Source organism: Halomonas sp. N3-2A, from assembly GCF_002216165.1.
In the GTDB taxonomy this organism is placed as follows: Bacteria; Pseudomonadota; Gammaproteobacteria; order Pseudomonadales; family Halomonadaceae; genus Vreelandella.
In genome coordinates this window covers 3,229,599-3,255,238 of sequence record NZ_CP022286.1, presented here as the reverse complement: position 1 = coordinate 3,255,238, position 25,640 = coordinate 3,229,599, and the positions used below count along the sequence as shown (strand labels likewise).

Below are 25,640 nucleotides of genomic sequence, written 5' to 3'. Positions count from 1 at the left end.
GACGGTGTGGTGCGTCTATCTCGCGGCTCCGTCATTCCCGCGTTCCTCACCACTGTGTCATTCCCGCATGCTTTTAGCGGGAATCCATTTTGAAGCAGGCTCCTAGGCATCAGCGAGAAAGGTCAAATTGGATTCCCGATAACCCCCCTTCGGGAATGACAATGTGATGCATCAATCCGCCGTATCATTACGTTTTCCCTCCTGCTCGGCTAGCCTGAAGGGTGCGAGTTAAAAGCGCGCGTAGCGCGGCGGGTTTGACCGGCTTAAGCAGCAGTTGATAACCCGCACGCTTGATCTCCTCGGCCACCGCTTCCGTACGGTCGGCGGTAATCACAATGCCCGGTACGGCTCCCTCAAAGCGCTCGCTGAGTGCTTCGAGTGCCATCAAGCCCGTGACTTCGTTGTCCAGGTGATAGTCGGCCAAAATAGCGTCGGGGTCGCCGTCCATATTACGCAGAATCGATTTTGCACCGCCAATGCTGGTCGCCGTGAATACTTCACACCCCCAGCCACTCAGCATGGCCGTCATGCCCTCTAAAATGAGCGTTTCGTTATCGATACACACAATGCGGGTACCCGCTAACTTATTACCGCTACGGCGGTTTTGAGGTTCTTGGTCCGCTAAAGTCACTTCACGGGCGGCAACAATAGGAACGCTGACGCAAAATGCAGTCCCCACCCCTACCCAGGATCGAACCTTAATTGGGTGGTCAAGTACACGGCTCATACGATCGGCGATTGAGAGGCCTAAGCCGAGCCCTTTCTCACTCTCTTTATGGCGTGAAACTTGATCCAACCGGCGGAACTCTTGGAAAATTTCCGTTAGCTTAGATTCAGGAATACCTGGCCCGCTATCCCATACCTCTATGGAAAGCCGTCCCGCTTGGCGGCGGCAGCCTAGAAGTACACGACCTTCTTGGGTATAGCGGATCGCGTTGGATAGAAAGTTTTGTACAATTCGGCGAAGCATCTGAGGATCGGAATCTACCCATTGTTGCGTCGGTACGACGACAAGATCCAGCCCACGGTCATCGGCCATCACTTCAAATTCGGCACGCAATGGGCGAATAATATCTGCGAGTGCAAAATGGCTGCGTCGCGGTGTAAGCGCACCCGCATCAAGCTTTGAAATATCTAGCAGAGTGCCAAGCAGCTCTTCAGCGGCTTGAAGTGAGTTATCAATATGGCTGATGGTGCGCTGGGTGTCGCTAGCGGTGACGTTCTGCATTAATGCAGAAGTAAACAGCCGGGCTGCGTTCAGCGGCTGTAGCAAGTCATGACTAGCGGCAGCCAAAAAGCGCGTTTTGGAAGCGTTAGCATCTTCAGCTAACTGTTTCGCTTGGCGCAGCGCTTGCTCTGCTTCAGCGCGCACACGGTTCTCTTGGCGCAGCGCCGCGTTGGCCTCGGAAAGTGCTTGCGTGCGCTCGCGAACGCGCTCTTCCAGGGTTTCGTTGGTCACTTTTAAGGCGATTTCGGCTTGGCGGCGCTCGGTAATGTCTTGATAAAGCGCGAAGAAGCCTAAAATCGATTGGCTATCACCAAAGTGGGGCGTATAGGTGACCAGCATATAGCGCATGGCATCATTAACGCGCATTGAGACTTCAAAACTAACGCGTTCGCCTGCCAGTGTTCGTTGAACCCACGGCATGCGCTCTTCGGCTTTTTTAACCGGTAATACGTCTTCGTAGCGGCGCCCAATCACGGCATTACGATCTATGTCGAAAGCTTGTTCGTAGGCGCGGTTGGTAAATAGATAACGGCACTCTTTATCAAAGTAGGCAATCAGCGCTGGCACATTATCGGTGTAGATACGGATGTTGTTTTCAGAGCGGATCAGCGCCTCTTCGATGCGCTTCTGCTGAGTAATATCTTGATAGGTATAGACAAAACCACCACCAGGCATCGGGTTGCCTTGGACTTCCAATACGCTGCCATCTTGGCGATAGCGCACATAGCGGTGAGGCTGGCCGTCGCGAATGTTGTCGAGCAGCAGTTGGACGTGCTCTTCCGGATCTCCTGGGCCATATTCGCCGCTGTGCGCGTTGTAGCGAAAAATACGATCTATGGGGGCGCCGACCCGTATCAAGTGATCAGGGAAGCGGAACAGCTCTAAATAGCGCTGGTTCCACACCACCAAGCGCAAATTCTGGTCAACCACGCTAATACCCTGGTTGATGTTTTCAATGGTGGCTTGCAGTAGTGCGCGGTTGAACTCTAAGACTTGAGAGGCTTCATCAACGATTGAAATGACATCTGAAATGCCGATGCCGCGCCCCTGAAGCGCCGAGTTAACGACTATGCGTGCTGACGATGCGCCTAACACTGACGCAAGAAAGCGCTCGGTAAATTGGATGACGTCGATAGACGCCCGTGAACTATCTTCCATGGGTTTTCCCGCGCGGCGTGCGTAATCCTCAAATGCACGATCCACTTGGTCTGCCCCAAGAAAACGCTCACACAGCACTTTAAGGTCACCGACAGTGGTGGCACCTGTCCATGGGCGGTTTACGGATGTTTGACGAGTTTCTACGCTATCGACAAACAGCGATGCTTGAATACGCTCGACGACCCGCTGAGAAGTCACCTGTGACACAAAGATATAGCAGAACAAGTTGATACCCAGCGACAGCATGACTCCGTGGGTAAATGGATCGCTGAGGTTTAAGCCAAAGAGGGTTGTCGGCGATAGCCAATTAAGCCCTAAGGGGCCGCCCGCCAGCCATGCTTGAGGCAGCACTCCGGCATTGATCATAGCCGGCATTAACAAGCTGTATGCCCAAATCGCAAAGCCTGCGTTCATGCCAACAATAACGCCGAGGCGGTTACCGCGCTTCCAATACAGCCCGCCGATGAGTGCGGGGGCAAACTGAGCGGCGGCCGCAAAGGACAGCATGCCAATTGAGGCCAACGAGGTGAATTCGGCAATGAGCTGATAGAAGCCGTAAGCCATTGCCAATACAGCAACAATCGTCAGGCGACGCGCGCGGAGTACTAAGCGGCCATAGTCACGAGCTTTTGTGTCGAACCAACGCAACCTAAATAGTGCTGGGATCACAATTTCATTAGAAATCATGATGGATACTGCCACTGCCGCCACAATAACCATGCCTGTCGCGGCAGAAAATCCGCCAATAAAGGTGAGCAGGGTCAGCCACTGCTGGCCAGACGCCATCGAAAGAGCAAGTACGTAAGTATCAGGCTCAACCCCGCTTTCCGAAAACAGCAGTAGACCGGCTGCCGCCAAAGGCACCACAAAAAAGGCGACTGCGAGTAGGTAAAGAGGAAATAGCCAGCGTGCTTTCGTTGCATCATCTGGGTGGGTGTTTTCCACCACTGCCACATGAAACTGGCGAGGCAGGCAAAGTATGGCGAGCATGGCGAGCAGCGTTTGCGCCCAGAAGCTTTGGCCAAAATCTTGATTGGCTAGTTGGCGCTGCAACTCCAGTTGACTTTCGGCGTGGCCCATCAGTTCGCCTAGGCCATCAAACATGCCCCAGGTAACAAAAGCGCCAAGGACGACAAAAGCCAACAACTTTACCAGCGATTCAAATGCTACCGCATGAATCAGCCCTTCGTGGTGCTCTGTCGCGTCCGTATGGCGAGTGCCAAAAAGGATAGCGAAGATTGCCATGACAATAGCGACATAAAACGCTGTGTCGCCAAACAGCGGCGTATGGGTCATATCCGCTGCGTCGGTAAGAACGCTAAAGGTGGTAGACACCGCTTTTAACTGCAGGGCAATGTAGGGCAGGGTGCCAATGAGGGCGACTAAACTAGCAAACGCTGCAAGGGATTGGGTTTTGCCGTAGCGGGAAGCAATAAAGTCAGCGATTGACGTGACGTTCTGGTGCTTGGCAACACGAATCATTTTTGCCAGAACAGGCCAAAACAGTAAAAACGTTAAGATTGGCCCGACAAAGATACTGGCGAATGACCAGCCAGCCGTGGCTGCTTGCCCCACTGCGCCGTAAAACGTCCACGAGGTGCAGTAAATGGCCAATGCCAAACTGTAGATGATTGGCCGTCGGCGGCTGGCGCCGTGAGTCCGTGCACGGCGATCACCGAACCAGGCAATTCCAAACAGCACCGCAATGTAAAGCAGTGATACCGCGACCAGCAGACCGCCATGAAACATGTCGTCTCCCCACGTTGAAGGCTTCGCCTAGCGACGATCTAATATCAAGTAACGATCATCTAAATAAAGACCCTATTCTAGGCGAAGGAGGGGCATCACGTCTGCTGGTCGGCGGCAAGTTGGCAAACGGTTGTTAACAAAGGCGCGGTTTCCCTCAGTGTGCGGCGCTCGTTTAATTCAGCGTCGCCCGTCTCTGGATTCAGGGGGACTATCTCGCGGTGAGCGCAGTTCAAGACATAAGGCTGAGTGGTCAGTATATCGGTATGGCGGCGTTCGAATTGATAGAGAATAAATTCGGCAATTAACTCATCGTCAATGTGACGAGCGCGCACATTGTCGCTATCAACGATGCTGAATTTAGTCGTCATCGGAAACACAAAGGTCCATGGTCGCCACACGGCGCTAGACGTATCGCTGGAAATGACGATGGCAGTTTCAGGTAGTTGAGAGCGCTTGTGTTCAAACCAGCTGTATTCGGTTGAGACCTGATACCCCAGCATACCCAGGCCACCAAAAACGGGCACAATCCATTTAGGCAGCCGTTTACGGCTAAGCGTCCTAAGTAATAGGCCTATCCCTGCGGCGGCAAGCCCTGCAAATACAGCGGCAACAAGATGCCAGATCATAAAATATCCTTTCTAAATGACATCGGGCTCCCCTAAGGAAGCCCGATGAGAAGTATCGATTCCGAATCTAATGGCAGTGTGCCAAAGAGGAGGATTCGATTATGACTTAGTGGTCGACCGCGACACCAGCACCTTTCGGGTAGCGAACGCTTTCTACCAGGTCTTGAATCTCCTGCGGAGGCTCTTCCGTTGCGCTAGAGACAGTAAACGCAACCGCAAAGTTAATCATCGCGCCTATTGCACCGAAGGAGAGTGGTGAAATGCCCAAGATCCAGTTGTCTGGCGTGTTAGCCAGCATGTTGGTGCCGGGAACGAAGAACCAACCGAGATAGGTGAAGATATAGAGCAAGGTGCAGATCAGACCTGCCAGCATGCCGCAAATCGCGCCTTTGCTGTTCATGCGCTTGGAGAAAATGCCCATCATCAGCGCTGGGAACAGTGAGGCACCAGCGATACCAAAGGCAAGTGCAACCGTCTGCGCTGCGAACCCGGGTGGATTAAGCCCAAGGTAGGTAGCCAGAAGAATCGCGCCGCCCATTGAAATACGCGCTGCCAGCATTTCACCCTTCTCAGAGATTTTCGGATTGATCATTGTTTTGATCAAATCGTGACTAATGGCTGACGAGATGGCCAATAGTAGACCTGCCGCTGTTGAGAGGGCCGCAGCAATACCGCCTGCTGCAATCAGACCGATAACCCAACCTGGCAGATTAGCAATTTCTGGGTTTGCTAATACCAGAATGTCATTATTAACGGTTAGCTCGTTACCTTCCCAGCCACGATCAGAATAGTCGGTAGCATCATTGTACATTTGGATGCGGCCGTCACTGTTAAGATCGTTGAAAGTGATAAGCCCGGTTTCTTCCCACGTGCGTACCCACTCAGGACGATCTTCATAGAGAATCGGATTGCGGGCGGCTTCTTCGTAATTCTCTACTTGTCCTGCCATTTCTGGATAGACGGTGGTAGCCAAGTTCAGACGCGCCATGGAACCAACCGCAGGAGCGGTGAGATACAGCAGCGCAATAAACACGAGTGCCCAGCCAGCGGACCAGCGTGCATCAGCAACTTTCGGCACAGTGAAAAAGCGAATGATAACGTGGGGTAAACCAGCAGTACCCACCATTAGCGACAGGGTAAACAGCACCATGTTCAGCTTATTATCGACGTCGGCGGTATAGTCGCGGAAACCAAGTGCATTGACCACTTCGTCCAGCTTGGTCAGTAGCGGAATACCAGACTCCGTATGAGTACTGAACATACCGAACATCGGAATCGGGTTGCCGGTTAATTGCATGGCAATGAACACCGCCGGAATAGTGTAGGCGATGATAAGCACTACGTACTGAGCGACCTGCGTGTAGGTAATGCCTTTCATGCCGCCAAAAACGGCATATAGGAACACAATCAGCGCTGCGATCCAGATACCCCAGGTGTTGCTCACTTCCAAGAAGCGCGAGAAAGCAACGCCAGCACCGGTCATTTGACCGATAACGTAAGTAACAGAGGCAACGATCAAACACACAATCGCGACGAAGCGCGCAGTGTTGCTGTAGAAACGGTCACCAATAAAGTCGGGCACTGTAAACTTGCCAAACTTACGCAGGTAAGGCGCTAGCAGCATTGCCAGGATAACGTAACCACCTGTCCAGCCCATCAAGAAGGTGGAGTTAGCATACCCGCCAGACGCTAGCAGACCGGCCATCGAAATAAACGATGCCGCTGACATCCAGTCAGCGGCAGTCGCCATACCGTTGGTGATAGGGTGAACGCCGCCACCGGCAACGTAGAAGTCTTTAGTCGACCCGGCTCGTGCCCATATCGCAATCCCGATATAGAGCGCAAACGACGCGCCGACAAACAGTAAGTTAATGGCAAACTGGCTCATACTGGCTTACTCCCCAAGGCCGAATTTTGCATCGAGTTTGTTCATTCTCCAGGCATAGAAGAAGATCAGTACGATGAAGGTGAGGATGGAGCCCTGTTGAGCGAACCAAAAGCCCAAGTCAGTCCCACCAACGGGAATGCCCGCTAACAGCGGACGAAAGAGGATGGCACATCCATAAGAAACGAACGCCCAAACGGCCAAGCATCCAAAGATTAATCGGACGTTGGCTTTCCAGTATTCAGCAGCGTTGGATTTGTCATCTGCCATTGTGGTGCTCTCCAGTTGTGATTTTTAGGGTTGGAAAGTTAACTCAGGATAGCGTGTGATCCATTAGGGCAATCCTTCATAGAAAACCGCTCTTTTAGTTGTCTGCGATGATTTAGTGCGATTAGACGCATATCACCTTGTTGGTTAAGTTGCTCTGCTGGTTAATGGTTTGGCAAGGTTTTCTTCAGTGCCTTGATAAATGTTTAACAAGTGTCACGTGAACATCCTGTATAGCCCGTTGTTAATAGTGGGCAATAATTGCAAAAAATAAATCCCAGACTTTGGTATCAATAAGCTTTCAGTACGTATTTTGATGTTTGTTTTTGAAAATAAATACCTGTTTTTAAAGTTTTTTTTAGCTTTTCTGTCTGGGTGATAGGACGATGGTCTATGGGTCGCTTAAAAGCAATGTTTGCTACTTTTAATAGGTGGTATATTAAGTGGCCAAGTTTGCTAGTTCGTGTCGCTACTTTGGTCGCTAAACAAACGTCTTTGCGACGTTAGCGGTATAGCAAAAGGTATAATAAAGGCGCTGGTTAAAAAGCAATCAAACCTTAAGCCATTGTGTTCTTCATCGCGATTAACTGGGGTCACTCATGATTGACGTTGATCTTTCCCAATTGCCCTTCACATTAATTGATGATGAAGGGCGTGACCACGTTCGTCGTGGTATGGACATCGCCTATTTTGATCGTGATGAAATTATTATCGAGATGGGGCAAGCGGGTGAATCGGTATTTTTGATTCACAAGGGCGAAGTTGCTGAACTGGACCCTACCCTGCCAGCGTCCAGTGCACGGATTGGGCACTACACGGCTGGTGATCTGTTTGGTGCCATTAGTATTCTGAACGGTAAAAGCCGTTATCGCTTCCAGGCTGAGCAAGAATGCTTGTGCTATGTGATGCCGAAGGCGCTATTTATAAAACTATGCCGTCATCATCCTGACTTCGAAAATTTCTTCAAACAGTCGCTATCTCACAAAGCGCGGTTAATGACTGAAAAGCGTGCCGAAGGCGGCGTGACCATGGCCGGTTTTATGTTGGCTAAAGTCAGCGAATGTATGCGTGAACCTCTTATCATGGATGCATCGACAGATATTGCCAGCGCGGTGCGTCAGCTCAACGATAGTCATGCAGATAGTTTGCTCGTCAAAACCCAGGGTGAGTTTGGCATTGTCACCAAAACCGATTTGCTCAATGGTGTCGTGCTGAACAACTTTGAGCATACAGCGCCCGTTGAGGATGTGGCCCATTTCTCGTTGGTGACCGTTACCCCCCATCAGTACTTATTTGAAGCGCTCGTGCTGATGACGCGGCATAAAGTAACGCGGGTGGTGGTGATGGAACAGGGCGCCCTGAAAGGGGTGGTGGAGCTAACGGATGTCCTTAGCTATTTTTCGAGCCGTAGCTATGTCGTTAGTCTGCAGGTGGAGCAGGCGAATAGCTTAGAAGCATTGGCGGCTGCCAGCCAACGCACGCCAGAATTGGTGAATGCGCTTATGGCGCAAGGGGTCAAACTACGTTTTGCCATGGACCTACTGGCCGCGTTGAATGGCCGAATTATCAATAAAGCGTGGTCATTTGTTATTCCTGAGCAGTATCACTCCCAAAGTTGCCTAATGGTGATGGGTAGCGAAGGGCGCGGCGAACAAATTCTTAAAACAGATCAAGATAATGGTTTGATTTTAGCCGATGACAGCCAATGGCCTTCGCTTGCCGAAGACATGAATGCGCTTACCCAAACGCTGATTCAGCTCGGCTACCCACCCTGCCCAGGTAATATCATGGTGTCTAATCCTGAATGGGTTGGCACTGTGTCGCAATGGAAAAACAACATTGCTAAGTGGGTGAGTGCAAGAGATGGCGATAGCCTAATGAAGCTGGCGATTTTGCTGGATGCCCATGGTGTGGCTGGTAATCCGCAATTGCTAGACAGCGTGCGAGCAGAGCTGTTTGAACGCTGCTCACGGGATGAGCTATTGCTGTCCTACTTTGCTCGCGCTGCACTGCGTTTCTCAACACCGCTAACGCTATTTGGCTCCTTAAAAAAGCCCCAGCATGGGATCGATATTAAAAAAGGCGGTATTTTCCCCATTGTTCATGGGGTGCGCACAATGGCCCTCGAGCGACGCATTAATGCTACTTCCACCTTAGATCGCCTGGACGCTTTAGCAGAAGATGGTCGTCTTGATCGCCGTTTTGCGGATGACCTGGGCGAGGCGCTGGCACTGTTTACCGAACTACGTTTAAAACAGCAGCTACAGACAGCGGAAGCGTCGACTCAGCAGCGTAGTAACCGTGTGGTGGTGCAAGAACTCTCGTCCCTTGAGCGTGACCTGTTGCGTGAGGCGCTGCATATCGTAAAAGATTTTAAGCAGCGGCTCTCCCATCGTTATCATTTGGAGTATTCGTGAGCGGAATGCGCTTGTTAGACCGGCATATGTCGCTGCTCAGTGGCTCGCTGCGTACATTAATGCAGCGCGAAAGCGACCGTCGACGCTGGGCAGACTCCCCCTACGCATGGCTGTTTCAGCCTTACATGGGGGAAGAAATGGTGGCGCTTGCCTGCCAGGTTAGCCCAGGCCAAGCGCCGGTGGTCAGCGTCGCTGCTGTTGTCTTAAGCCCAGGGAGAGTGCAGACCAGCCGAGCCTGGGTGGCTACCCTGGCAGAAGAGCAGAACAACAACGCCCCTGCGCTGCGGCGACATCATCAGCTGTATGCGACGGATACGGTGCTGGCGCCTAACGCTGAGCATCTTGGGGCGCTAGCGGAATTCATCGGTAATCGGCCGCTAATTGGTTGGCAGTTAGGGCGCTCGGTGGAACACCTAAATCTTTTGTTTAAAGCCGGGTTGGGATTTGGTTTGCCCAATGCCCAGGTCGATGTTGGAAAGCTACACTATCGCCAACTGCGTCGCTTACATCCACAGTGTGAGACGAGCGGCCGCCTAACCGAAGCGCTCGCTCGTTGGCAAATACCCGCTCTTCAATGGATGGGAGTGCTGGGGGATGCAACCGCAAGCGCGCTTTTATATCTGCGTTTGCAGCGCGAGATCGCCCAGCAGGGATAGTCGGTACTACTCTCACGGGATGAATCCACGGGTTTATCTTGGGTGGACGTGGTGAGTCTTGTTAGAATGCCCGCTGCTTCTTCTACCATCGGCAGTGCCTACACCATGCTACAACCTGACTATTTTGACCCCGCAGCGCCTGATACTGTTTCTGTTGACAGCCCTGCTGTTAATAGCGCACAGACACCATCCGAGCATCACGCCGCTAAACAAAAGCGTGAATTTAATAAGCTACAAAAGCGCTTACGGCGAGAGGTTGGCAACGCCATCATTGATTATCAAATGATTGGTGAGGGTGACAAGGTGATGGTGTGCCTGTCTGGCGGCAAAGATAGCTATACGATGCTGGAGATACTGCTTAACCTGCAGCGCAACGCGCCGGTTAATTTCTCTCTGGTCGCCGTCAATATGGATCAAAAACAGCCAGGCTTTCCGGAGCATGTGTTGCCCCAGTACCTAGATAAAGTGGGGGTTGAATACCACATTCTAGAGCGTGACACCTACTCAGTGGTGAAAGAGAAAACCCCGGAAGGAAAAACGACCTGCGCGCTCTGCTCACGACTAAGACGTGGCTCGCTCTATGGGTTTGCCGAGGAAATTGGGGCAACGAAAATTGCCCTAGGGCATCATCGTGAAGATATTTTAGAAACGTTATTTCTTAACATGTTCTTTGGTGGCACTTTGAAAGCAATGCCTCCCAAGCTGTTATCTGACGATGGCAAGAATATTGTTATTCGCCCTCTTGCCTACTGTAAAGAGGCTGATATTGCAGAGTTTTCTCGACTAATGGAATTCCCCATTATCCCCTGCAACTTATGTGGCTCTCAGCCCAATCTCCAGCGTCAAGTTGTCAAAGATATGTTGGCTGAGTGGGATAAAAAACACCCAGGACGCCTAGAAAGCATGTTTAAAGCGGTGACCAATGTAGCGCCTTCCCAGCTAGCAGACCGCGGTTTATTTGACTTTGCTGGCCTTGAAGCCAAACAAGCGGCGTTGATGGAAGGGCGTATTCAGGCGCTTAGCGTGGACTAGCCGACTGTTCTTCCTCTTCAGCTAGCGTGATGAGGCGCCGCATATCTAAAATATTAACCTCGCGCCCTGAAACAGCCACCACCTCTTGCTGTTGAAAGCGGCTAAGAATACGGCTGACCGTTTCTACCGCCAAGCCTAAGTAATTGCCGATGTCGGCGCGGGACATGGAGAGTCTGAAGCTATAAGGCGAGTATCCACGTCGACGAAAACGGTCTGATAGGGTGACTAAAAAGCTGGCTAGTCGCTGATCGGCCGTCTTGCGCGATAGCAAGCGCATCATGCGCCGGTCATCCCGCAATTCTTTGCTCATGCTCCGATAAAGCTGGCCACGTAGTTCGGGCAGTTCTTCGGAAAGCAGGTCCAAGCGATCAAATGGAATTTCACATACTGTTGTGGTTTCCAGTGCAATGACGCTACCGGGGTAGTGCTCTTCATCAATTCCGTCCAATCCCACTAGTTCGCTGGGAAGGTAGAAATTTGTTAGCTGATCATTGCCGTTCCCTTCGCTGGTCACCTGTTTCAGGCTGCCTGAGCGGACGGCATACACACTGGTGAAGTGATCGCCCTGGCGAAACAGGGGCTCGCCTTTTTTGAGCGGTGCGCGGCGGCGAATGATGGCATCAAACTGGCCCATATCCTCAAGCTCTAAGGCAAGCGGCAGACACAGCGAGCTTAGGCTACAGGTTTGACAGCGCGCCTCTTGCAGCAGTGAGCGTCGTTGGCTGGCGGGTTGTGGCATATCATTCTCCCTTTCTCGTTAGCCATCATAGGCCCAGAGGCAAGACGTCTCAAGAAGCTTATACAATCTTAGAGTAGCGTTTAGTAGGCTGGTCAGCTAGGCGAGCATCAAAGGCCATCGCCAAATGGCGAATCAGCAGCCGCCCAGTGGGAGTGGCGCTAATCACTTGCCGATGGCGAGTGATTAAGCCGTCTTGCTCAGCTGTCTTCAATTGCTCAATTGCGGTGGAAAAATAATCACTAGCATCGATGTGCCAACGCTTTCCAACTGCCGCTAGATCAATGTGCATGTCGCACATTAGCCGTTCAATCACGTCTCTTCGTATTAGGTCGTCCTTATTTAACCTTAATCCTTTGACGGTTGCCAGCTTACCTTGATCTAAGGCTGCTTCATATTGGCCAAGCTGGGTCGGGTTTTGTGCGTAAACGTCGTCAACCCGTGATATAGCGGATACGCCTAAGCCAACTAAATCGCACTGTGCATGGCTAGAGTAGCCCTGAAAATTGCGTTGTAGTGTGCCGTTGCGCTGTGCAATCGCTAGACTATCGTCAGGTCGTGCAAAGTGATCCATGCCAATATGCACATAGCCTGCGTTAGTCAGCATTTCTATGGTGGTATGCAGAATAGCCAGCTTTTCATCAGCGCTGGGGAGGTCGGTTTCGTTAATGCGTCGCTGTGGCGCAAAGCGGGTGGGCATGTGCGCATAATTAAAGACGGACAGCCGTGCCGGGTTGAGTTCGATGACTTGACTTAGCGTCTCGGCAAAGCTTTTTTCGGTTTGAAATGGTAGCCCATAAATCAAATCAAGATTGAGTGAGCGAAAGCCAAGACGGTGTGCTTCTTCCATCAACGTTTCGGTGAGCACCCGGGGTTGTACGCGGTTGATAGCTTTTTGTACCTGCAGGTTTAAATCCTGTACGCCAAGGCTTAGCCGATTAAAGCCGAGCGACTGTAGGTGGCGTAACGTAAATACGTCTGCTTCACGAGGATCTATTTCAATAGCGTAATCGCGATCGGCTGAGCTAGATAAACCAAAACGGGCATCTAGGCGGTCAATCAGGTCCCCCATCTGTGCCAAGGTTAGAAATGTGGGCGTACCACCGCCCCAGTGTAACTGTTGCACCGGGCGTGAAGTGTCTAAATGGCGGGCAGTGAGCACCATTTCCCGATCTAGCCGAGAAAGGTAAGGTTCTGCAAGGGCGGTATTCTTCGTTGCGATTTTATTGCAAGCACAGTAGAAGCAAATTTTTCGACAAAAGGGCACATGCACATACAGGGATAGCGGACGGTGGCTCTCGTTACTGCGCGCTAGCGCCTGAGTAAAGTCATCGGCGCTGAACTGATCATGAAACGCGAGAGCTGTTGGGTAGGATGTGTAACGTGGGCCACTTTTGTCATAGCGACGCAGTAGCGCTTCATCCCAGGCATTAGCCCCAGACACTTCCTTGTTGGTAGGTGAGAAGGCAGCAGTGGCATGAACAGGCATGGCGAGCGCTCCGAAGTGAGAAGTAAACAAAAGGAGTGACTGAGCGCCGTCGCTCAGTGTTCTCTCGGCATGCTACGTTGGTGTCACTTGGAATGCGTTGAGCTATATCAAGCTATCGGAGGGTCTGACTAATGCGCTGTTAGGGAGATAAGCGTCCATAGTTGCCAAAGGGCGAAACTGATAATCGACAGTGCGGCGACGCTGCGAGTGGCAGGGTGGCGAATTAAATGGCTTAACTGCTGTGCTGCAAGTCCTGTTGCCAGCAGGGCAGGGAGTGTACCCAGGCCAAAAGCACCCATTAGAAGCGCGCCATCGAGTGGGTCTGCAATCGCTAAGCTCCAGGCTAGCATGGAGTAAACCAGACCACAGGGCAGCCAGCCCCACAGCGTCCCTAGAGCGAAGGCTTGAGGAAGATGCACGACAGGCATCAGGCGTCTTCCCACTGGCTCTATATAACGCCAAAGGTGCTTTCCCACCGTTTCTACTTTCAGCAGCCCTTTCCACCAGTTGGCGATATAAAGCGCCATTAAGATGAGCATCAATGCGGCGAAAGCCTGCAGCGCAATACGTGCAGACGGTGAAAGTGAGATAAGTGTGCCAAGTGCAGCAACAATAGCACCTGCCACCATATAGCTGAGAATACGTCCCACGTTATAGCTAATCAGCAGTCCACCCATGCGGGCAGGGTGTCGCATGCTAGGCGGTACGGCAAAGGTCAGCGCGCTCATAATGCCACCACACATGCCGATACAGTGGGCGCCGCCCATTAAGCCAAAGACAAACGCGGCCAGCAGGGGCGGTAAATCAAGTCCCGTCGGGTTCATGCGGGTGGCTCTTGGTTATGTTGAGAAGAAGAGCCGCTTTTTTTACGCGCGGCACGCTGCTCGGGAGTCAGGTCATTCTCATCATCGTCGAATAGAATACGGTGGGCTGGGCCTTCCAAATCGTCAAATTGGTCGTGTTTCACGGCCCAGAAAAACGCCCACACTGCGAGGCCCAGAAGAGTGAGTGAAAGGGGTATCAGTAAGTATAAAATCGTCATGCCGTCACCGGTGTTGATAGGGCAATCTGAGGGGCAAGCGGGGTACGCCAGCGAGTGAGACGCAGCGCGTTACCTACCACAATCAGGGAGCTTAGCGACATGCCAATCGCAGCGAGCCAGGGGGGAATTAACCCCATTGCTGCTAAAGGCAGTGCTGAAAAATTGTAGCAAACTGACCACATCATATTTTGGCGCATAATGCGGCGTGTGGCGCAGGAAATATCAATCGCCTCAAAAATACGCATTAGGCGTGGACTGAGCAATATCGCGTCGGCGCGGGTACGGGCAAGGTCTGTGGCGCCATTCATAGCAATGGCAACGTCAGCGCCAGCTAATACCGGCACATCATTGATACCGTCACCGATCATTACGACACGCTCACCGCTGGCTTGTAACTCACGCAATCGCGCCAGCTTGCCCTCAGGCGATTTGCCAGCGTGCCACGTGGTAATATTGAGCTGTTCTGCCAAGCTTTCTACCGCTTCTTGCGTGTCACCAGAAAGTAGCTCTACTTCCAATCCACGGGCTTGAAGTGCGGCAACGGTTTGGGCCGCATCTTCGCGAATGCCATCGTGCAGCTTGAACCAAGCACGTGGTGCGTTGTTTTCACTGAGCAAAAGCCACTGGCCGGTGCCTGGCTGGGGCAGTGCGGTTGTCGTCGCAAAATCGGGTTTACCTAATCGCCATGTTGCGCCGTTCAAAGTGCCTTCCAGCCCGCTTCCGGTCACACTTTTGAGGTTGCGTGCCTGCAGAGTGGCATCTCTAAATGGGCGAAAAGCCCTAGCAATGGGGTGTTCAGAGTGTGCTTCTAGCGCCGCTGCGATGGCTTGAGCATGCTCTGCACTAAGTGGCGTATCGCTGTGGGCGGGATGCTGTTGGTCAATAGGATGCGTTTGGGTCAGCTGCATTTCGCCGCGAGTCAGCGTACCGGTCTTATCAAAAATCACCCGAGTGACGTTGGAGAGTGATTCGATCGCGTCAGCACGTGTAATGAGTACGCCTCGCTGGCGCAACTGGCCATGTCCTGCTGTCAGCGCAGTGGGGGTGGCCAGTGCCAGTGCACAAGGGCAAGTGACTACTAATACCGAGAGTAGCACCCATAGCATGCGAGATGGATCAATAAACCACCATGCTACTGTGACACAGGCGGTAACGATCAGCAGCCGTAATACAAACAGGTGCGCCATACGCGCCGCCATCTGGGCAAGTCGTGGGCGACTTGCAAAGGCGCGATCGGTTAAGTCGACAATACCGGCCACTCTGGCGCTATTGCCAGCATGGGTTACCTTTATGGTGAGCGGGTTTTCCATGTTTTGGCTGCCACCCACCACGCTTTCGCCTACCCGTCGAGTCACTGGCAAATACTCACCGGTCAGCATCGACTCATCAAGGCTGGATTCGCCATCTTCGATAATGCCATCAGCGGGAACGCCATGACCGGGCTTGATGAGCACGCGGTCGCCTTCTTTAAGTTCACTGGCAGGCAGAATGCGTTCACTGCCATCAGCTTCAAGGCGAATAGCGGACACTGGCAAAACGCCGCTCAGCGCATTGCCACTGTGGCCGCTGCGCCGCCTGGCCCTACCTTCTACATAACGGCCAAATAGCAAGAAAAAGGTAAACATGGCGACCGAGTCGAAATAAACATCGCCAACGTTAAACAGCACTGCATAGCTGCTCGCTAAATAGGCGCCGCCAATGGCTAGCGAGACCGGCACATCCATGCCAAGAACGCCGGTTTTCAGATCACGCAATGCGTTACGGAAAAAAGGTTGCGCTGAGAAAAATACCACGGGCGTGGCTAGGGCAAACGATAGCCAGTGAAACAGAGCATAAAAGTCTTCGCTAAGCTCACCAGGCCCCGATACATAAATGGGAATGGAGAACATCATGACCTGCATCATCCCGACGGCTGCGACAATCAGACGGCGCACATTCATGCGTTCTTCATGTTGCAAGCGTGTTTGGGCTTGGTCAGGTTCATAGGGCTGCGCATCGTAGCCAATGGCCGCTAGTTCAGCGAACAGCTGTGAAAGGTTGATGGCGGTGGGGTCCCAGCTCACCCGTAGGCGATGATGGGTAAGGTTAACCGCGCTAGAAGTAACGCCATCAAGTGCATTCAAACGATGTTCAATGAGCCAGGCGCAGGCTGCACAGGTGATACCGTCTATTGCGAGTGTGGCGCGTACTTGTCCTTCGTCACCCTCTGGGTGAACAAACTGCGCTTGTAGCCCTGGGTCATCAAATACCGACCAGGTTTCTGCTTTGGCAGCTTGGCGCTCGTCAGGGCGCTCTGGCATTTCTGTGCGATAGCGATAATAGCTCTCCAAACCGCCATCAACGATGGCGTGGGCGACGGCTTCGCAACCTGGGCAGCATAGTGGTTTGGATGTGTCGTCAATGCTAATTCGCCACGGTGCCCCTTCGGGCACCGGGTTGCCGCAGTGGTAGCAGCTAAGGGCGGTCGTGGTCATTCGTTCTCCGAGCGCCCGCCAGGTAGTAGTGCAATGGTGTTTTCGTTAGGAAAGCGTGCTTCTCCAATAAGGCGCCATGCTGATTCATCGCCTTGCTCTGGCTGCAGCTGTAGATACCAGCGATAGCGCAGATTGTCAGGTCCTTGAGTGATGTAGCGACCTTCGCGCACATGCTCTAGTACAAACGACTGGTCACGATCGTCTTCGGTGGGAAAAATAAGATCTAGATAGAGCTTGTCTGGGCGAGCATCGCCAGCAAGATCAACAACAATATCGCTGGTCAGCGGATCAATGCGTAACTCGGCACTTAAATTTAAAGTGCGCGCTTGCTCTTGCTTGGCGAATACCATGTTAATGGCTTTGCCGTGCTCGTAGTAATCTTCTTGTACCACCATACCGTCATAGCTTTTGATCGACATAACCGCAAAGGTCGTGCTGACAATAATGGAGGAGAACAGCAAGCCTAACAAAAACCATGGCCAGAACTGTTTGTACCACGGCGTAATCGTAGGGTCTGACATAACGCATTTATCTCCTGGCGTTACCTAAGAAGCGGGCTTCACGCTCCTGACGGATTTGCTCATCTTGTTGTGCTTGCAGCACAAAAGTAATGGGGTGACTGGGCTGGCTTAGGTCTTGAGGGTTCGCCAGTACAGTGATGACCTGAATGCGAGACTCGCCTGCCGGCACGCTAATCGACGCGCTATCTAACGTTAAGCTGGGTAGGCCTAACACACTGATTTGGTAAGTGTGTGGCGCGTTATCAAGGTTGCGTACCGTGAGACTGTAAACATTGCTGATTTGCCCTTCTCGGGTCATTTGATACAGCTGCGTGCGCTCACGCTCGGCGTCGAAACTAAGTGGTATGCGGTCGTTAACCGCCCAGGCAAACGCAACGACCATAATAATCAGCGCGGCAAAGTAGCCCAGCAGTCGAGGCCGTAAGATGTGGCTTTTCTTGCCTTCTAGCGCATTTTCCGTTGTATAGCGAATAAGCCCTTTGGGGTAGCCCATTTTGTCCATGACGCTGTCACAGGCATCAATACAGGCTGCGCAGGTAATGCATTCGTACTGGAGCCCATCACGAATATCAATACCTGTTGGGCAAACCTGAACGCATAGCTCGCAGTCTATACAGTCGCCAAAGCCAGCTTCTCTCGCCTGAGTATGGCTAAGTGACTTCTTCCGCCGACCTCTTGGCTCGCCGCGTGCTTCGTCGTACGACACGATCAGTGTGTCGCGATCAAACATGACTGATTGGAAGCGCGCGTAGGGACACATGTAAATGCACACCTGCTCGCGCAGCCAGCCTGCATTTAAATAGGTAAATACTAAAAAGAAGCCAACCCAAAAATAGGACCAGCCATGGGCTTCTAGCGTAGGCAGTTCCGTCACTAGCGTGCGGATGGGGGTGAAGTAACCCACAAAAGTAATGCCAGTAGCCAAAGAAATCAGTAACCAAGCGGAATGTTTAGCTCCTTTCCGCCATGCTTTGTCAGCATTCATTGGCTGCTTGTCGAGCTTAATACGGTGGTTTCTAGATCCCTCTATGCGGTGCTCAAGCCAAATAAATAAGAATGTCCAGACGCTTTGTGGGCAGGTATAGCCGCACCAAACGCGTCCAGCAAAAACAGTAATAAAAAATAGCCCAAAGGCGCAGATAATAAGCAGCCACGAAAGTAATACGAACTCTTGGGGATAAAATGTGGCAGCAAAAATATGAAACTCTCGGCCTGGAAGGTCAAACCAGATGGCAGGGCGGTCGCCCCAGTTCAGCCATGGAAGCAGGAAGAAGCCGAGCATAAGCGCCCAGTTGGCGCTGCGCCTTACTTTCTGGAAGAGCCCTTTAATTTCGCGCACATAAATATGTCGGCGCTTGGCATACATGCTCTGAGTTGTACTTTCCCCAGGGGTATGGTGCCCAACGGGCGGCGGCGTAATATCTTGGCTAGGTATTTTTTCCATGGCGATGATCGCAGCTCACTAAGGCGGGAATGGGCGGCAGCATGGATATCGTGGCGTTAAACCTGCGACGCTAGATAACACAACTGTATGCCGTGTCGCTAAATAGTAGTGTAACGGATAGCAAGGGTGTCTGGATGGGCGGTGGATGAAGAAAGGGTGCGGTATGAAACCGCACCCTCGTGCTACTACCTACAAGCGGTTGCTACTAACTAAGCGATTAGTCGTTGAAGCGTAGGCTGTAGACATAAGCGGCAACTAGATGAACACGCTCTTCACCGATATAAGCTGCTTGTGCTGGCATGTGGCCGTTACGACCATTGCGCAGTGTTTGGCGGACAGAATCAGCAACGCTTTGTCCCGGTGCCAAATAGAGCCATACATCATCAGTCAGGTTAGGTGCGCCAAGCGCGGTATTTCCCGTTCCACTGGGTGTATGACATGCCGCGCATGCTGCGAGGAAAGTGCTTTCGCCACTGGCTGCACGGTCTGCATCATGCTCTTCGCCAGACATTGAGAGAACGTACTGAGTGAGGTTCTCAATGTTGTTCTCGCCAAGCTGCTGCCAGGCAGGCATTAATCCATTACGGCCATTATTCAGTGTCGTCATGATGTTTTCCGGCTCACCGCCATACAGCCAGTCGTCATCGGTGAGGTTCGGGAAGCCGTAACCACCTTGGGCGTTAGAGCCGTGACATACCGCACAGTTGTTCAGGAAAACACGCTCTGCTACCCGCATTGCTTCAGCGTCTTTTGCCAATTCAGGAATAGGTATTTCCTGATACTGAGCAAAAATCGGTGTGAAGCGCTCTTCGGCATCAGCAACTTCTTCTTCCCACTGGCCTTCTTGGGACCAGCCCAAAATGCCTGCATAGTTACCTAGGCCTGGGTAAAGTACTAAGTAGCCCAGGGCAAAAATAACGGTGAGGATAAACAGCTTGAACCACCACTGGGGTAGTGCGTTGTCGTACTCTTCGATCCCATCAGCCGCGTGGCCAGTGGTTTCGATATTGCCATCAGCATCAGGTGCTTTATCGGTACGGCGGTTGGAAAATAAGATCCAAACGCTCAGAGCGATAGTGCCCAGTGTGACGACAATGATCCAGGCGCTCCAGAAGCTGGATAGGGAGTCACCCCATAAATTATTCATGTATTTTTATCTCCCCTGTCGTGGCGGGAATCCGCTTCGTGCTCAGACGAAGCATGCTTGTCACGGGTTGGTTGCTTATCATCGTCATCGGCGAAAGGCAGGTTAGCTGCTTCGTCGAAGTCTGGCTTGCGTCGCTTGGAATAAGCCCATAAACAGATGCCAATAAAAGCGACAATCAATATCAGCGTGATAAGGCCGCGGAAAGTTCCCGTATCCATAACTTAACGAGTGCCCTCAAGCACGGTGCCTAACTGCTGCAAGTAGGCCACCAGTGCAGTAATTTCCTGGGTGCCGCGAACGTCTTCTGTCGCAGTGGCGATATCTTCATCGGTATATGGCACGCCTAACTGACGCAGGGTGCGCATTTTTGCCGGTGTCGATTCGCCATCCAAGGTGTTTTCAAACAGCCAAGGATATTCAGGCATGACTGACTCGGGTACCACGTCTCGTGGGTTATAGAGGTGGGCGCGGTGCCAATCATCACTATAGCGTCCACCTACGCGAGCAAGATCCGGTCCGGTGCGCTTGGAACCCCAAAGGAAGTTGTGTTCGTAAACCTGTTCGCCTGCCACGTTATAGTGGCCATAACGTTCGGTTTCTGCCCTGAAGGGGCGAACCATCTGGGAGTGGCAGCCTACGCAGCCCTCGCGGCGGTATATGTCGCGTCCTTCCAGCTCCAGTGCGGTGAGCGGCTTGAGGCCCTCAACTGGCTCGGTTGTTTGCTTTTGAAAGAACAGCGGTACGACCTCGGCCAGGCCGCCAAAGCTGATCGCAACCAGGATCAACACGGCGAGCAGGCCAACGTTCTTTTCAACAATCTCGTGTTTCATTGGTCTCAACTTCCCCGTTTTAAGCGGCTTGTGGCGCTGAATGGCTAATCGTTTCGCGACGTTTTACGGTCATGTAAACGTTGAATGCCATAATTAGCATGCCGGTTACCCAGAAGAGGCCGCCAATCATACGCACAAAGTAGCCGGGGCCACTGGCTTCGACAGACTCTACAAAGGTGTACATCAGCGTGCCGTCAGCATTAATCGCGCGCCACATTAGGCCTTGCATGATGCCGTTGACCCACATAGCGGCGATATACAACACAGTACCAATGGTGGCTAACCAGAAATGCACCGCAATCAGATTGACGGAGTACATCTCGGTACGCCCGAAGACCCGCGGGATCAGGTGGTACATAGAGCCAATGGTAATCATCGCTACCCAACCTAGTGCACCAGCATGCACGTGACCAATGGTCCAGTCGGTGTAATGCGATAGCGCGTTGACGGTCTTGATGGCCATCATTGGCCCTTCAAACGTCGACATGCCGTAGAACGACAACGCCACCACCAGGAAGCGAAGTGTTGGATCGGTGCGCAGTTTATGCCAAGCGCCAGACAGGGTCATCATGCCGTTGATCATACCGCCCCAAGAAGGCGCCAGCAGGATGATAGACATAATCATACCCAGCGACTGTGCCCAGTTAGGCAGCGCTGTGTAGTGCAGGTGGTGAGGGCCTGCCCACATATAAATCATAATCAACGCCCAGAAATGGACGATGGAGAGGCGGTAGGAATAGACCGGGCGTTCGGCTTGCTTTGGCACGAAGTAGTACATCATGCCCAGGAAGCCTGCCGTAAGGAAGAAGCCGACCGCATTGTGGCCATACCACCACTGCACCATCGCATCTACCGCACCCGCATAAATCGAAGTGGAGTACATGGGGGTGACCGGAATGGCCGCATTATTAACGATGTGCAGCACCGCGACGGTCAAAATAAACGCTGCAAAGAACCAGTTCGCCACGTAAATATGGGAAGTGGTGCGCTTTTTAATCGTCATTAAGAAAACGATAGCGTAGCTAATCCAAACGACCGCAATCAAAATATTGATCGGCCATTCGAGCTCTGCATACTCTTTTGTCGTGGTATAGCCTAGCGGCAATGACACGACAGCCGAGAGAATAACCGCTTGCCATCCCCAGAAGGTGAACGCTGCGAGCTTGTCAGAGAACAGGCGAGTCTGACAGGTACGCTGTACGACATAGTAAGACGTCGCAAATAGCGCTGAGCCACCGAAGGCGAAGATAACAGCGTTAGTGTGTAACGGACGAAGGCGCCCGAAGCTTGTCCAAGGTAAGCCAAGGTTCAGTTGCGGCCAAACTAGCTGGGAGGCAAGGATAACGCCAAGCGTCATACCTACAATGCCCCACACAACGGTCATGATCGCGAACTGCCGAACTACCTTGTAGTTGTAGGTCGGGTGTTCCAGTGCTGTGCTCATTTCATGTTCCCATCGAACGCGGTTAGGGGGTAACCCGTAGCATTTTGCATTAGCATTTTGCCCGGGTGCGGCCACCCGCTTGATGATGCAGGTCAAGATCCGATAGAGATTCTATCGCAGCCGCGCCTTAAGCTGAACACGCCAATAGAAGTAACACTGAATTATTAGGAGTTAATCGTGTCTTATTACGCTGGTTCTGGTTTCGTCGAGATACACCCAGCCGCTTTAAACGATGCGTTAGCTAATCCCAGCGTACAGCGGTTAATAGTGATTGGGCACGGCCCGCTTTCAGTTTTGGGGTCGCCCAAGGTGGGCCGAATACTACTTGCTCATGGCGCTGGGGCGGGGCATTGCTCTGTGTTTATGCGGCAATTTGCCGCGACGTTAGCAGCGCAAGGCATGCAGGTATTGGCAATTGATTTTCCCTACATGCAGCAGATTAACGAGCTGGGTAAACGCCGTCCTCCACCCCCCATCAAGCAAACGGTGGCTAACTTTGCCTCATGGTACGCGCTATTGACGCCTTTGAGCGATCAGCCCTTGTGGGTGGGCGGTAAATCGATGGGTGGGCGTGTTGCCACTTTATTTGCCAGTGAAATGCTCACCAATGACGTGCATGGCCCTGGCGTTATTGTCGCAGGCTATCCATTTCATCCACCCAGAAAACCAGACAAAACCCGTTTGGAACATTTTCCCGCTATTCGTTGCCCCGTGCAGATTCTCCAGGGGGAACGAGATCCCTTTGGCAATGTAGATGAGGTTTCAGGCTATAACCTGCCTAATAATATTAACGTTGCTTGGCTTGCTGATGGCGATCATGATTTTAAACCTAGACGTGTTTCTGGATTAAATCAGCAAGTTTTGATTGACGAAGCGGCCATACTTGCGGCATCCTTCGTCCGCGCTCACCAAGCACGGTATGTGTGAGGAGTGGCAATACGCTGGTTTGAATCGAAAATTTGAACGCGCCGTGTTGACATCTCACCAAGTTCCTGTAGAATGCAGCGCCACGTGACCAGCGGGTGGTTAGCTCAGTTGGGAGAGCACCAGCCTTACAAGCTGGGGGTCACTGGTTCGAACCCAGTACCACCCACCATTTATTTGGTCGTTTGGAAACGTGAAGCAGTAGCAATTGATGCATTAAGTGGACCGGTAGTTCAGTTGGTTAGAATGCCGGCCTGTCACGCCGGAGGTCGCGAGTTCGAGTCTCGTCCGGTCCGCCATCATCAGTTATTACCGCATAAAAGTTATCGCTATTCGGACCGGTAGTTCAGTTGGTTAGAATGCCGGCCTGTCACGCCGGAGGTCGCGAGTTCGAGTCTCGTCCGGTCCGCCACGATAACTTATCAAGTTGTACCATTTAAAGCACTATTGCTTTAAATGCCCTGGGTGGTTAGCTCAGTTGGGAGAGCACCAGCCTTACAAGCTGGGGGTCACTGGTTCGAACCCAGTACCACCCACCATTTAACTGAATGTTTTTAAGCGCCTCTGAACCGCTTTTAAATAGCTAGTTTTATGGTTAGAAATAAGTGCCTTAAAGTGGACCGGTAGTTCAGTCGGTTAGAATGCCGGCCTGTCACGCCGGAGGTCGCGAGTTCGAGTCTCGTCCGGTCCGCCATTTAAGCACTCATCGACTAAAAGCTTTAGTCGAACGAATTCTAAAAAAGCCCAGATCAATGATCTGGGCTTTTTGTTGCGTATAATTTATCTCTCTAGACTCACTCTCTAGCGCCATAACGTGCAGCCATAAAGCTGCACGGTAGTATCAGGCGATAGCGCTTACCCCCGCTTTGGCGATCTGTACGTCCTGGTCAGGCTTTACGCCTGAGATGCCGACAGCACCCACGACGTTGCCGTCTACGATGATAGGAACGCCACCTGACAGTAGGCCTTGCAGCGGCGCAGAGACAAATGCCGTGCGCCCACCGTTAATCATTTCTTCAAATACTTGGGTCTCTTTGCGGCCTAGTGCTGCACTGCGCGCTTTATGTGTTGCCACATCGGCACTGAAGGGCGCAGCACCGTCTAAGCGGCGCAGAGCGAGTAGATGCCCGCCATCATCCGTTACGGCAATGGTGACTGGCCAGCCGTTGTTATCGGCTTCTTTTTGAGCAGCATCTAGTACCTGAATGACATCGGCTTGGTCGAGAACAGCTTTGCTTTGCATCAAACTTTCCTTTTGATCAAGGGGAGTAAAGTGCCGCGCTATTGTTTGCTTGTCAAAGCTTGTTAGCGCGGCAAAGTGAATTAGTGTTTATACCAGGGCTGCATCCACCACTTCCACCCAGTGGCGTACCGGGGTGCGATTGGCACTAGCAAGGTGGGTTTGGCAGCCAATATTGGCAGTGACGATAACCTCTGGATTGCTAGCTTCCAGCGCATTGAGCTTATTATCGCGCAGCTGTGTGGCAAGTGCTGGCTGGGTAACCGAGTAGGTGCCAGCTGAGCCACAGCATAGATGCGCATCTTGTACCGGCGTTAGCGAAAACCCCAGCTTGCTGAGCACGCCTTCAACCGCACCATTGAGCTTCTGGGCGTGCTGCAGTGTGCAAGGGCAGTGAAACGCCAGACGTTGGTGCTCTTTCAGCTCGAGTTTCTCTACTGGCTCTTCGCGCAGTATTTCGACAATATCTTTCGCCAGTGCGCTGACTTTTTGCGCTTTCTGGGCATAGGCTGGGTCGTCTTTGAGCATGTCGCCATACTCTTTGACAAAAGCGCCGCAGCCGCTGGCCGTTTGAACAATGGCTTCAGCCCCTTGTTCGATCTGTGGCCACCAAGCATCGATATTGGCACGCATACGAGCGCGACCATCGTCCTGGGCATTCAGGTGAAAATCAATGGCCCCACAACAACCTGCTTCGCTGATGGGCGTCACGCTAATCCCAAGCCGGTCGAGCAGTCGAGCAGTCGCTGCATTGGTGTTCGGCGATAGACCTGGTTGAACGCATCCTTCTAATATTAGCACCTTGCGAGAATGACGTTGGCTATCCGGGCGTTGGCCTGCGTCGACTGGTGCCGGTGGCATCTTACTGCGTAGCTTGCCAGGCACCAGGGGTTTGAAGGTTTGCCCTAAGGACAGAAGTGCTTTGAAGCGCTTAGGGTCTACCAGCATCTTACGCAGCGCATAGCGTTGGGCGCGTTCGGCCATGGAACGAGGAACCCGGCGGTCAATTTCTGCACGACCGATATCCAAAAGTTTGTGATATTCCACACCTGAAGGGCAGGTGGTTTCACAATTGCGACAGGTCAAGCAGCGGTCTAAATGCAGGCGTGTCTCTTCGGTGACCTGATCATTATCATCGCGGCTTTCCAGCAGCTCTTTCATTAAATAGATGCGCCCGCGTGGTCCGTCCCGTTCGTCGCCTAGCAGTTGATAGGTGGGGCAGGTGGCATTACAAAAGCCGCAGTGTACGCAGGTGCGCAGAATGCGCTCGGCCTCCTGAATATGCGGTTTTTGGCGATCAGCATCGGTAAAGTGCGTCTGCATGTCTACTC

At 52.3% G+C, this 25,640-nt stretch carries 21 protein-coding genes and 5 tRNA genes; 9 read left to right on the top strand and 17 right to left on the bottom strand.

Annotated elements, in window-relative coordinates; genetic code table 11:
• Positions 1 to 187: 187 nt before the first annotated feature.
• The 4 genes from CEK60_RS15190 to CEK60_RS15175 all read right to left on the bottom strand — a co-directional run bounded on the left by CEK60_RS15190 (position 188) and on the right by CEK60_RS15175 (position 6,916).
• Positions 188 to 4,135: a hybrid sensor histidine kinase/response regulator gene (locus CEK60_RS15190; protein WP_089039744.1), complete on the bottom strand. Its 3,948-nt coding sequence runs from the start codon at positions 4,133 to 4,135 to the stop codon at positions 188 to 190.
• Positions 4,136 to 4,230: 95 nt separating this feature from the next.
• On the bottom strand, positions 4,231 to 4,761 hold the full coding sequence (locus CEK60_RS15185; protein WP_089039743.1) for a hypothetical protein: 531 nt from the start codon (positions 4,759 to 4,761) through the stop codon (positions 4,231 to 4,233).
• A 106-nt stretch (positions 4,762 to 4,867) separates the two neighbouring features.
• Positions 4,868 to 6,649: a sodium:solute symporter family protein gene (locus CEK60_RS15180; protein ID WP_089039742.1), complete on the bottom strand. Its 1,782-nt coding sequence runs from the start codon at positions 6,647 to 6,649 to the stop codon at positions 4,868 to 4,870.
• Positions 6,650 to 6,655: 6 nt separating this feature from the next.
• The gene (locus CEK60_RS15175; protein WP_038477966.1) at positions 6,656 to 6,916 is read right to left on the bottom strand and encodes a DUF4212 domain-containing protein; all 261 of its coding nucleotides are present in this window, start codon (positions 6,914 to 6,916) and stop codon (positions 6,656 to 6,658) included.
• Between the two features lie 596 nt (positions 6,917 to 7,512).
• Between CEK60_RS15175 and CEK60_RS15170 the strand changes: the two genes are divergently transcribed.
• From CEK60_RS15170 to ttcA, 3 genes are all read left to right on the top strand, one after another.
• Positions 7,513 to 9,330: a putative nucleotidyltransferase substrate binding domain-containing protein gene (locus CEK60_RS15170; RefSeq protein ID WP_089039741.1), complete on the top strand. Its 1,818-nt coding sequence runs from the start codon at positions 7,513 to 7,515 to the stop codon at positions 9,328 to 9,330.
• A gap of 5 nt (positions 9,331 to 9,335) precedes the next feature.
• A complete protein-coding gene (locus CEK60_RS15165; RefSeq protein WP_038486222.1) occupies positions 9,336 to 9,986 on the top strand; it encodes a DNA polymerase III subunit epsilon in 651 nt (216 codons plus the stop codon).
• A 66-nt stretch (positions 9,987 to 10,052) separates the two neighbouring features.
• Positions 10,053 to 11,018, top strand: coding sequence for a tRNA 2-thiocytidine(32) synthetase TtcA (gene ttcA, locus CEK60_RS15160; RefSeq protein WP_089039740.1), 966 nt, complete (start codon positions 10,053 to 10,055; stop codon positions 11,016 to 11,018).
• Here the strand turns inward: ttcA and fnr are convergent.
• From fnr to ccoN, 11 genes are all read right to left on the bottom strand, one after another.
• Positions 11,005 to 11,757: a fumarate/nitrate reduction transcriptional regulator Fnr gene (gene fnr / locus CEK60_RS15155; RefSeq protein WP_089039739.1), complete on the bottom strand. Its 753-nt coding sequence runs from the start codon at positions 11,755 to 11,757 to the stop codon at positions 11,005 to 11,007. The two genes, ttcA and fnr, sit on opposite strands and share 14 nt — an antisense overlap.
• Before the next feature lie 58 nt (positions 11,758 to 11,815).
• Entirely contained in the window at positions 11,816 to 13,243 is a 1,428-nt protein-coding gene (hemN, locus tag CEK60_RS15150) for an oxygen-independent coproporphyrinogen III oxidase (protein ID WP_089039738.1), read from the bottom strand.
• Positions 13,244 to 13,371: 128 nt separating this feature from the next.
• Positions 13,372 to 14,067: a sulfite exporter TauE/SafE family protein gene (locus CEK60_RS15145; RefSeq protein WP_089039737.1), complete on the bottom strand. Its 696-nt coding sequence runs from the start codon at positions 14,065 to 14,067 to the stop codon at positions 13,372 to 13,374.
• On the bottom strand, positions 14,064 to 14,285 hold the full coding sequence (gene ccoS, locus CEK60_RS15140; RefSeq protein ID WP_089039736.1) for a cbb3-type cytochrome oxidase assembly protein CcoS: 222 nt from the start codon (positions 14,283 to 14,285) through the stop codon (positions 14,064 to 14,066). The genes CEK60_RS15145 and ccoS overlap by 4 nt, the downstream gene beginning before the upstream one ends.
• Positions 14,282 to 16,759 (bottom strand): heavy metal translocating P-type ATPase, encoded by a 2,478-nt coding sequence (locus CEK60_RS15135; protein WP_089039735.1) that lies wholly within the window; start codon positions 16,757 to 16,759, stop codon positions 14,282 to 14,284. Before CEK60_RS15135 ends, ccoS begins: the two co-directional genes overlap by 4 nt.
• On the bottom strand, positions 16,756 to 17,280 hold the full coding sequence (locus tag CEK60_RS15130; protein WP_089039734.1) for a FixH family protein: 525 nt from the start codon (positions 17,278 to 17,280) through the stop codon (positions 16,756 to 16,758). The genes CEK60_RS15135 and CEK60_RS15130 overlap by 4 nt, the downstream gene beginning before the upstream one ends.
• A 7-nt stretch (positions 17,281 to 17,287) precedes the next feature.
• The gene (gene ccoG, locus CEK60_RS15125) at positions 17,288 to 18,724 is read right to left on the bottom strand and encodes a cytochrome c oxidase accessory protein CcoG (protein WP_089039733.1); all 1,437 of its coding nucleotides are present in this window, start codon (positions 18,722 to 18,724) and stop codon (positions 17,288 to 17,290) included.
• A gap of 217 nt (positions 18,725 to 18,941) precedes the next feature.
• Positions 18,942 to 19,871, bottom strand: a complete 930-nt coding sequence (ccoP, locus tag CEK60_RS15120; protein WP_089039732.1) for a cytochrome-c oxidase, cbb3-type subunit III — start codon at positions 19,869 to 19,871, stop codon at positions 18,942 to 18,944.
• Positions 19,868 to 20,089 carry a cbb3-type cytochrome oxidase subunit 3 gene (locus tag CEK60_RS15115; protein ID WP_089039731.1) on the bottom strand — a complete coding sequence of 74 codons (222 nt, stop codon included), beginning with the start codon at positions 20,087 to 20,089 and terminating at the stop codon, positions 19,868 to 19,870. The genes ccoP and CEK60_RS15115 overlap by 4 nt, the downstream gene beginning before the upstream one ends.
• Before the next feature lie 3 nt (positions 20,090 to 20,092).
• Positions 20,093 to 20,701 (bottom strand): cytochrome-c oxidase, cbb3-type subunit II, encoded by a 609-nt coding sequence (ccoO, locus tag CEK60_RS15110; RefSeq protein ID WP_038477934.1) that lies wholly within the window; start codon positions 20,699 to 20,701, stop codon positions 20,093 to 20,095.
• A 19-nt stretch (positions 20,702 to 20,720) separates the two neighbouring features.
• Complete coding sequence (gene ccoN, locus CEK60_RS15105) at positions 20,721 to 22,145, bottom strand: cytochrome-c oxidase, cbb3-type subunit I (RefSeq protein ID WP_038477931.1); 1,425 nt, start codon at positions 22,143 to 22,145, stop codon at positions 20,721 to 20,723.
• A gap of 177 nt (positions 22,146 to 22,322) precedes the next feature.
• Here ccoN and CEK60_RS15100 point away from each other — a divergent pair, with 177 nt between their 5' ends.
• From CEK60_RS15100 to CEK60_RS15075, 6 genes are all read left to right on the top strand, one after another.
• Entirely contained in the window at positions 22,323 to 23,072 is a 750-nt protein-coding gene (locus tag CEK60_RS15100) for an alpha/beta fold hydrolase (RefSeq protein WP_089039730.1), read from the top strand.
• 93 nt (positions 23,073 to 23,165) lie between these two features.
• Positions 23,166 to 23,241, top strand: a tRNA-Val gene (locus CEK60_RS15095).
• 50 nt (positions 23,242 to 23,291) lie between these two features.
• Positions 23,292 to 23,368 (top strand) — tRNA-Asp (locus CEK60_RS15090).
• Positions 23,369 to 23,404: 36 nt separating this feature from the next.
• Positions 23,405 to 23,481 (top strand) — tRNA-Asp (locus CEK60_RS15085).
• A gap of 51 nt (positions 23,482 to 23,532) precedes the next feature.
• Positions 23,533 to 23,608, top strand: a tRNA-Val gene (locus CEK60_RS15080).
• 78 nt (positions 23,609 to 23,686) lie between these two features.
• Positions 23,687 to 23,763: transfer RNA gene (locus CEK60_RS15075), tRNA-Asp, on the top strand.
• A 147-nt stretch (positions 23,764 to 23,910) separates the two neighbouring features.
• On the opposite strand, the gene CEK60_RS15070 is transcribed toward CEK60_RS15075, so the two are convergent.
• Positions 23,911 to 24,312, bottom strand: coding sequence for a GlcG/HbpS family heme-binding protein (locus tag CEK60_RS15070; protein ID WP_089039729.1), 402 nt, complete (start codon positions 24,310 to 24,312; stop codon positions 23,911 to 23,913).
• Between the two features lie 87 nt (positions 24,313 to 24,399).
• Complete coding sequence (gene glcF / locus CEK60_RS15065) at positions 24,400 to 25,632, bottom strand: glycolate oxidase subunit GlcF (protein WP_089039728.1); 1,233 nt, start codon at positions 25,630 to 25,632, stop codon at positions 24,400 to 24,402.
• Between the last annotated feature and the right edge of the window lie 8 nt (positions 25,633 to 25,640).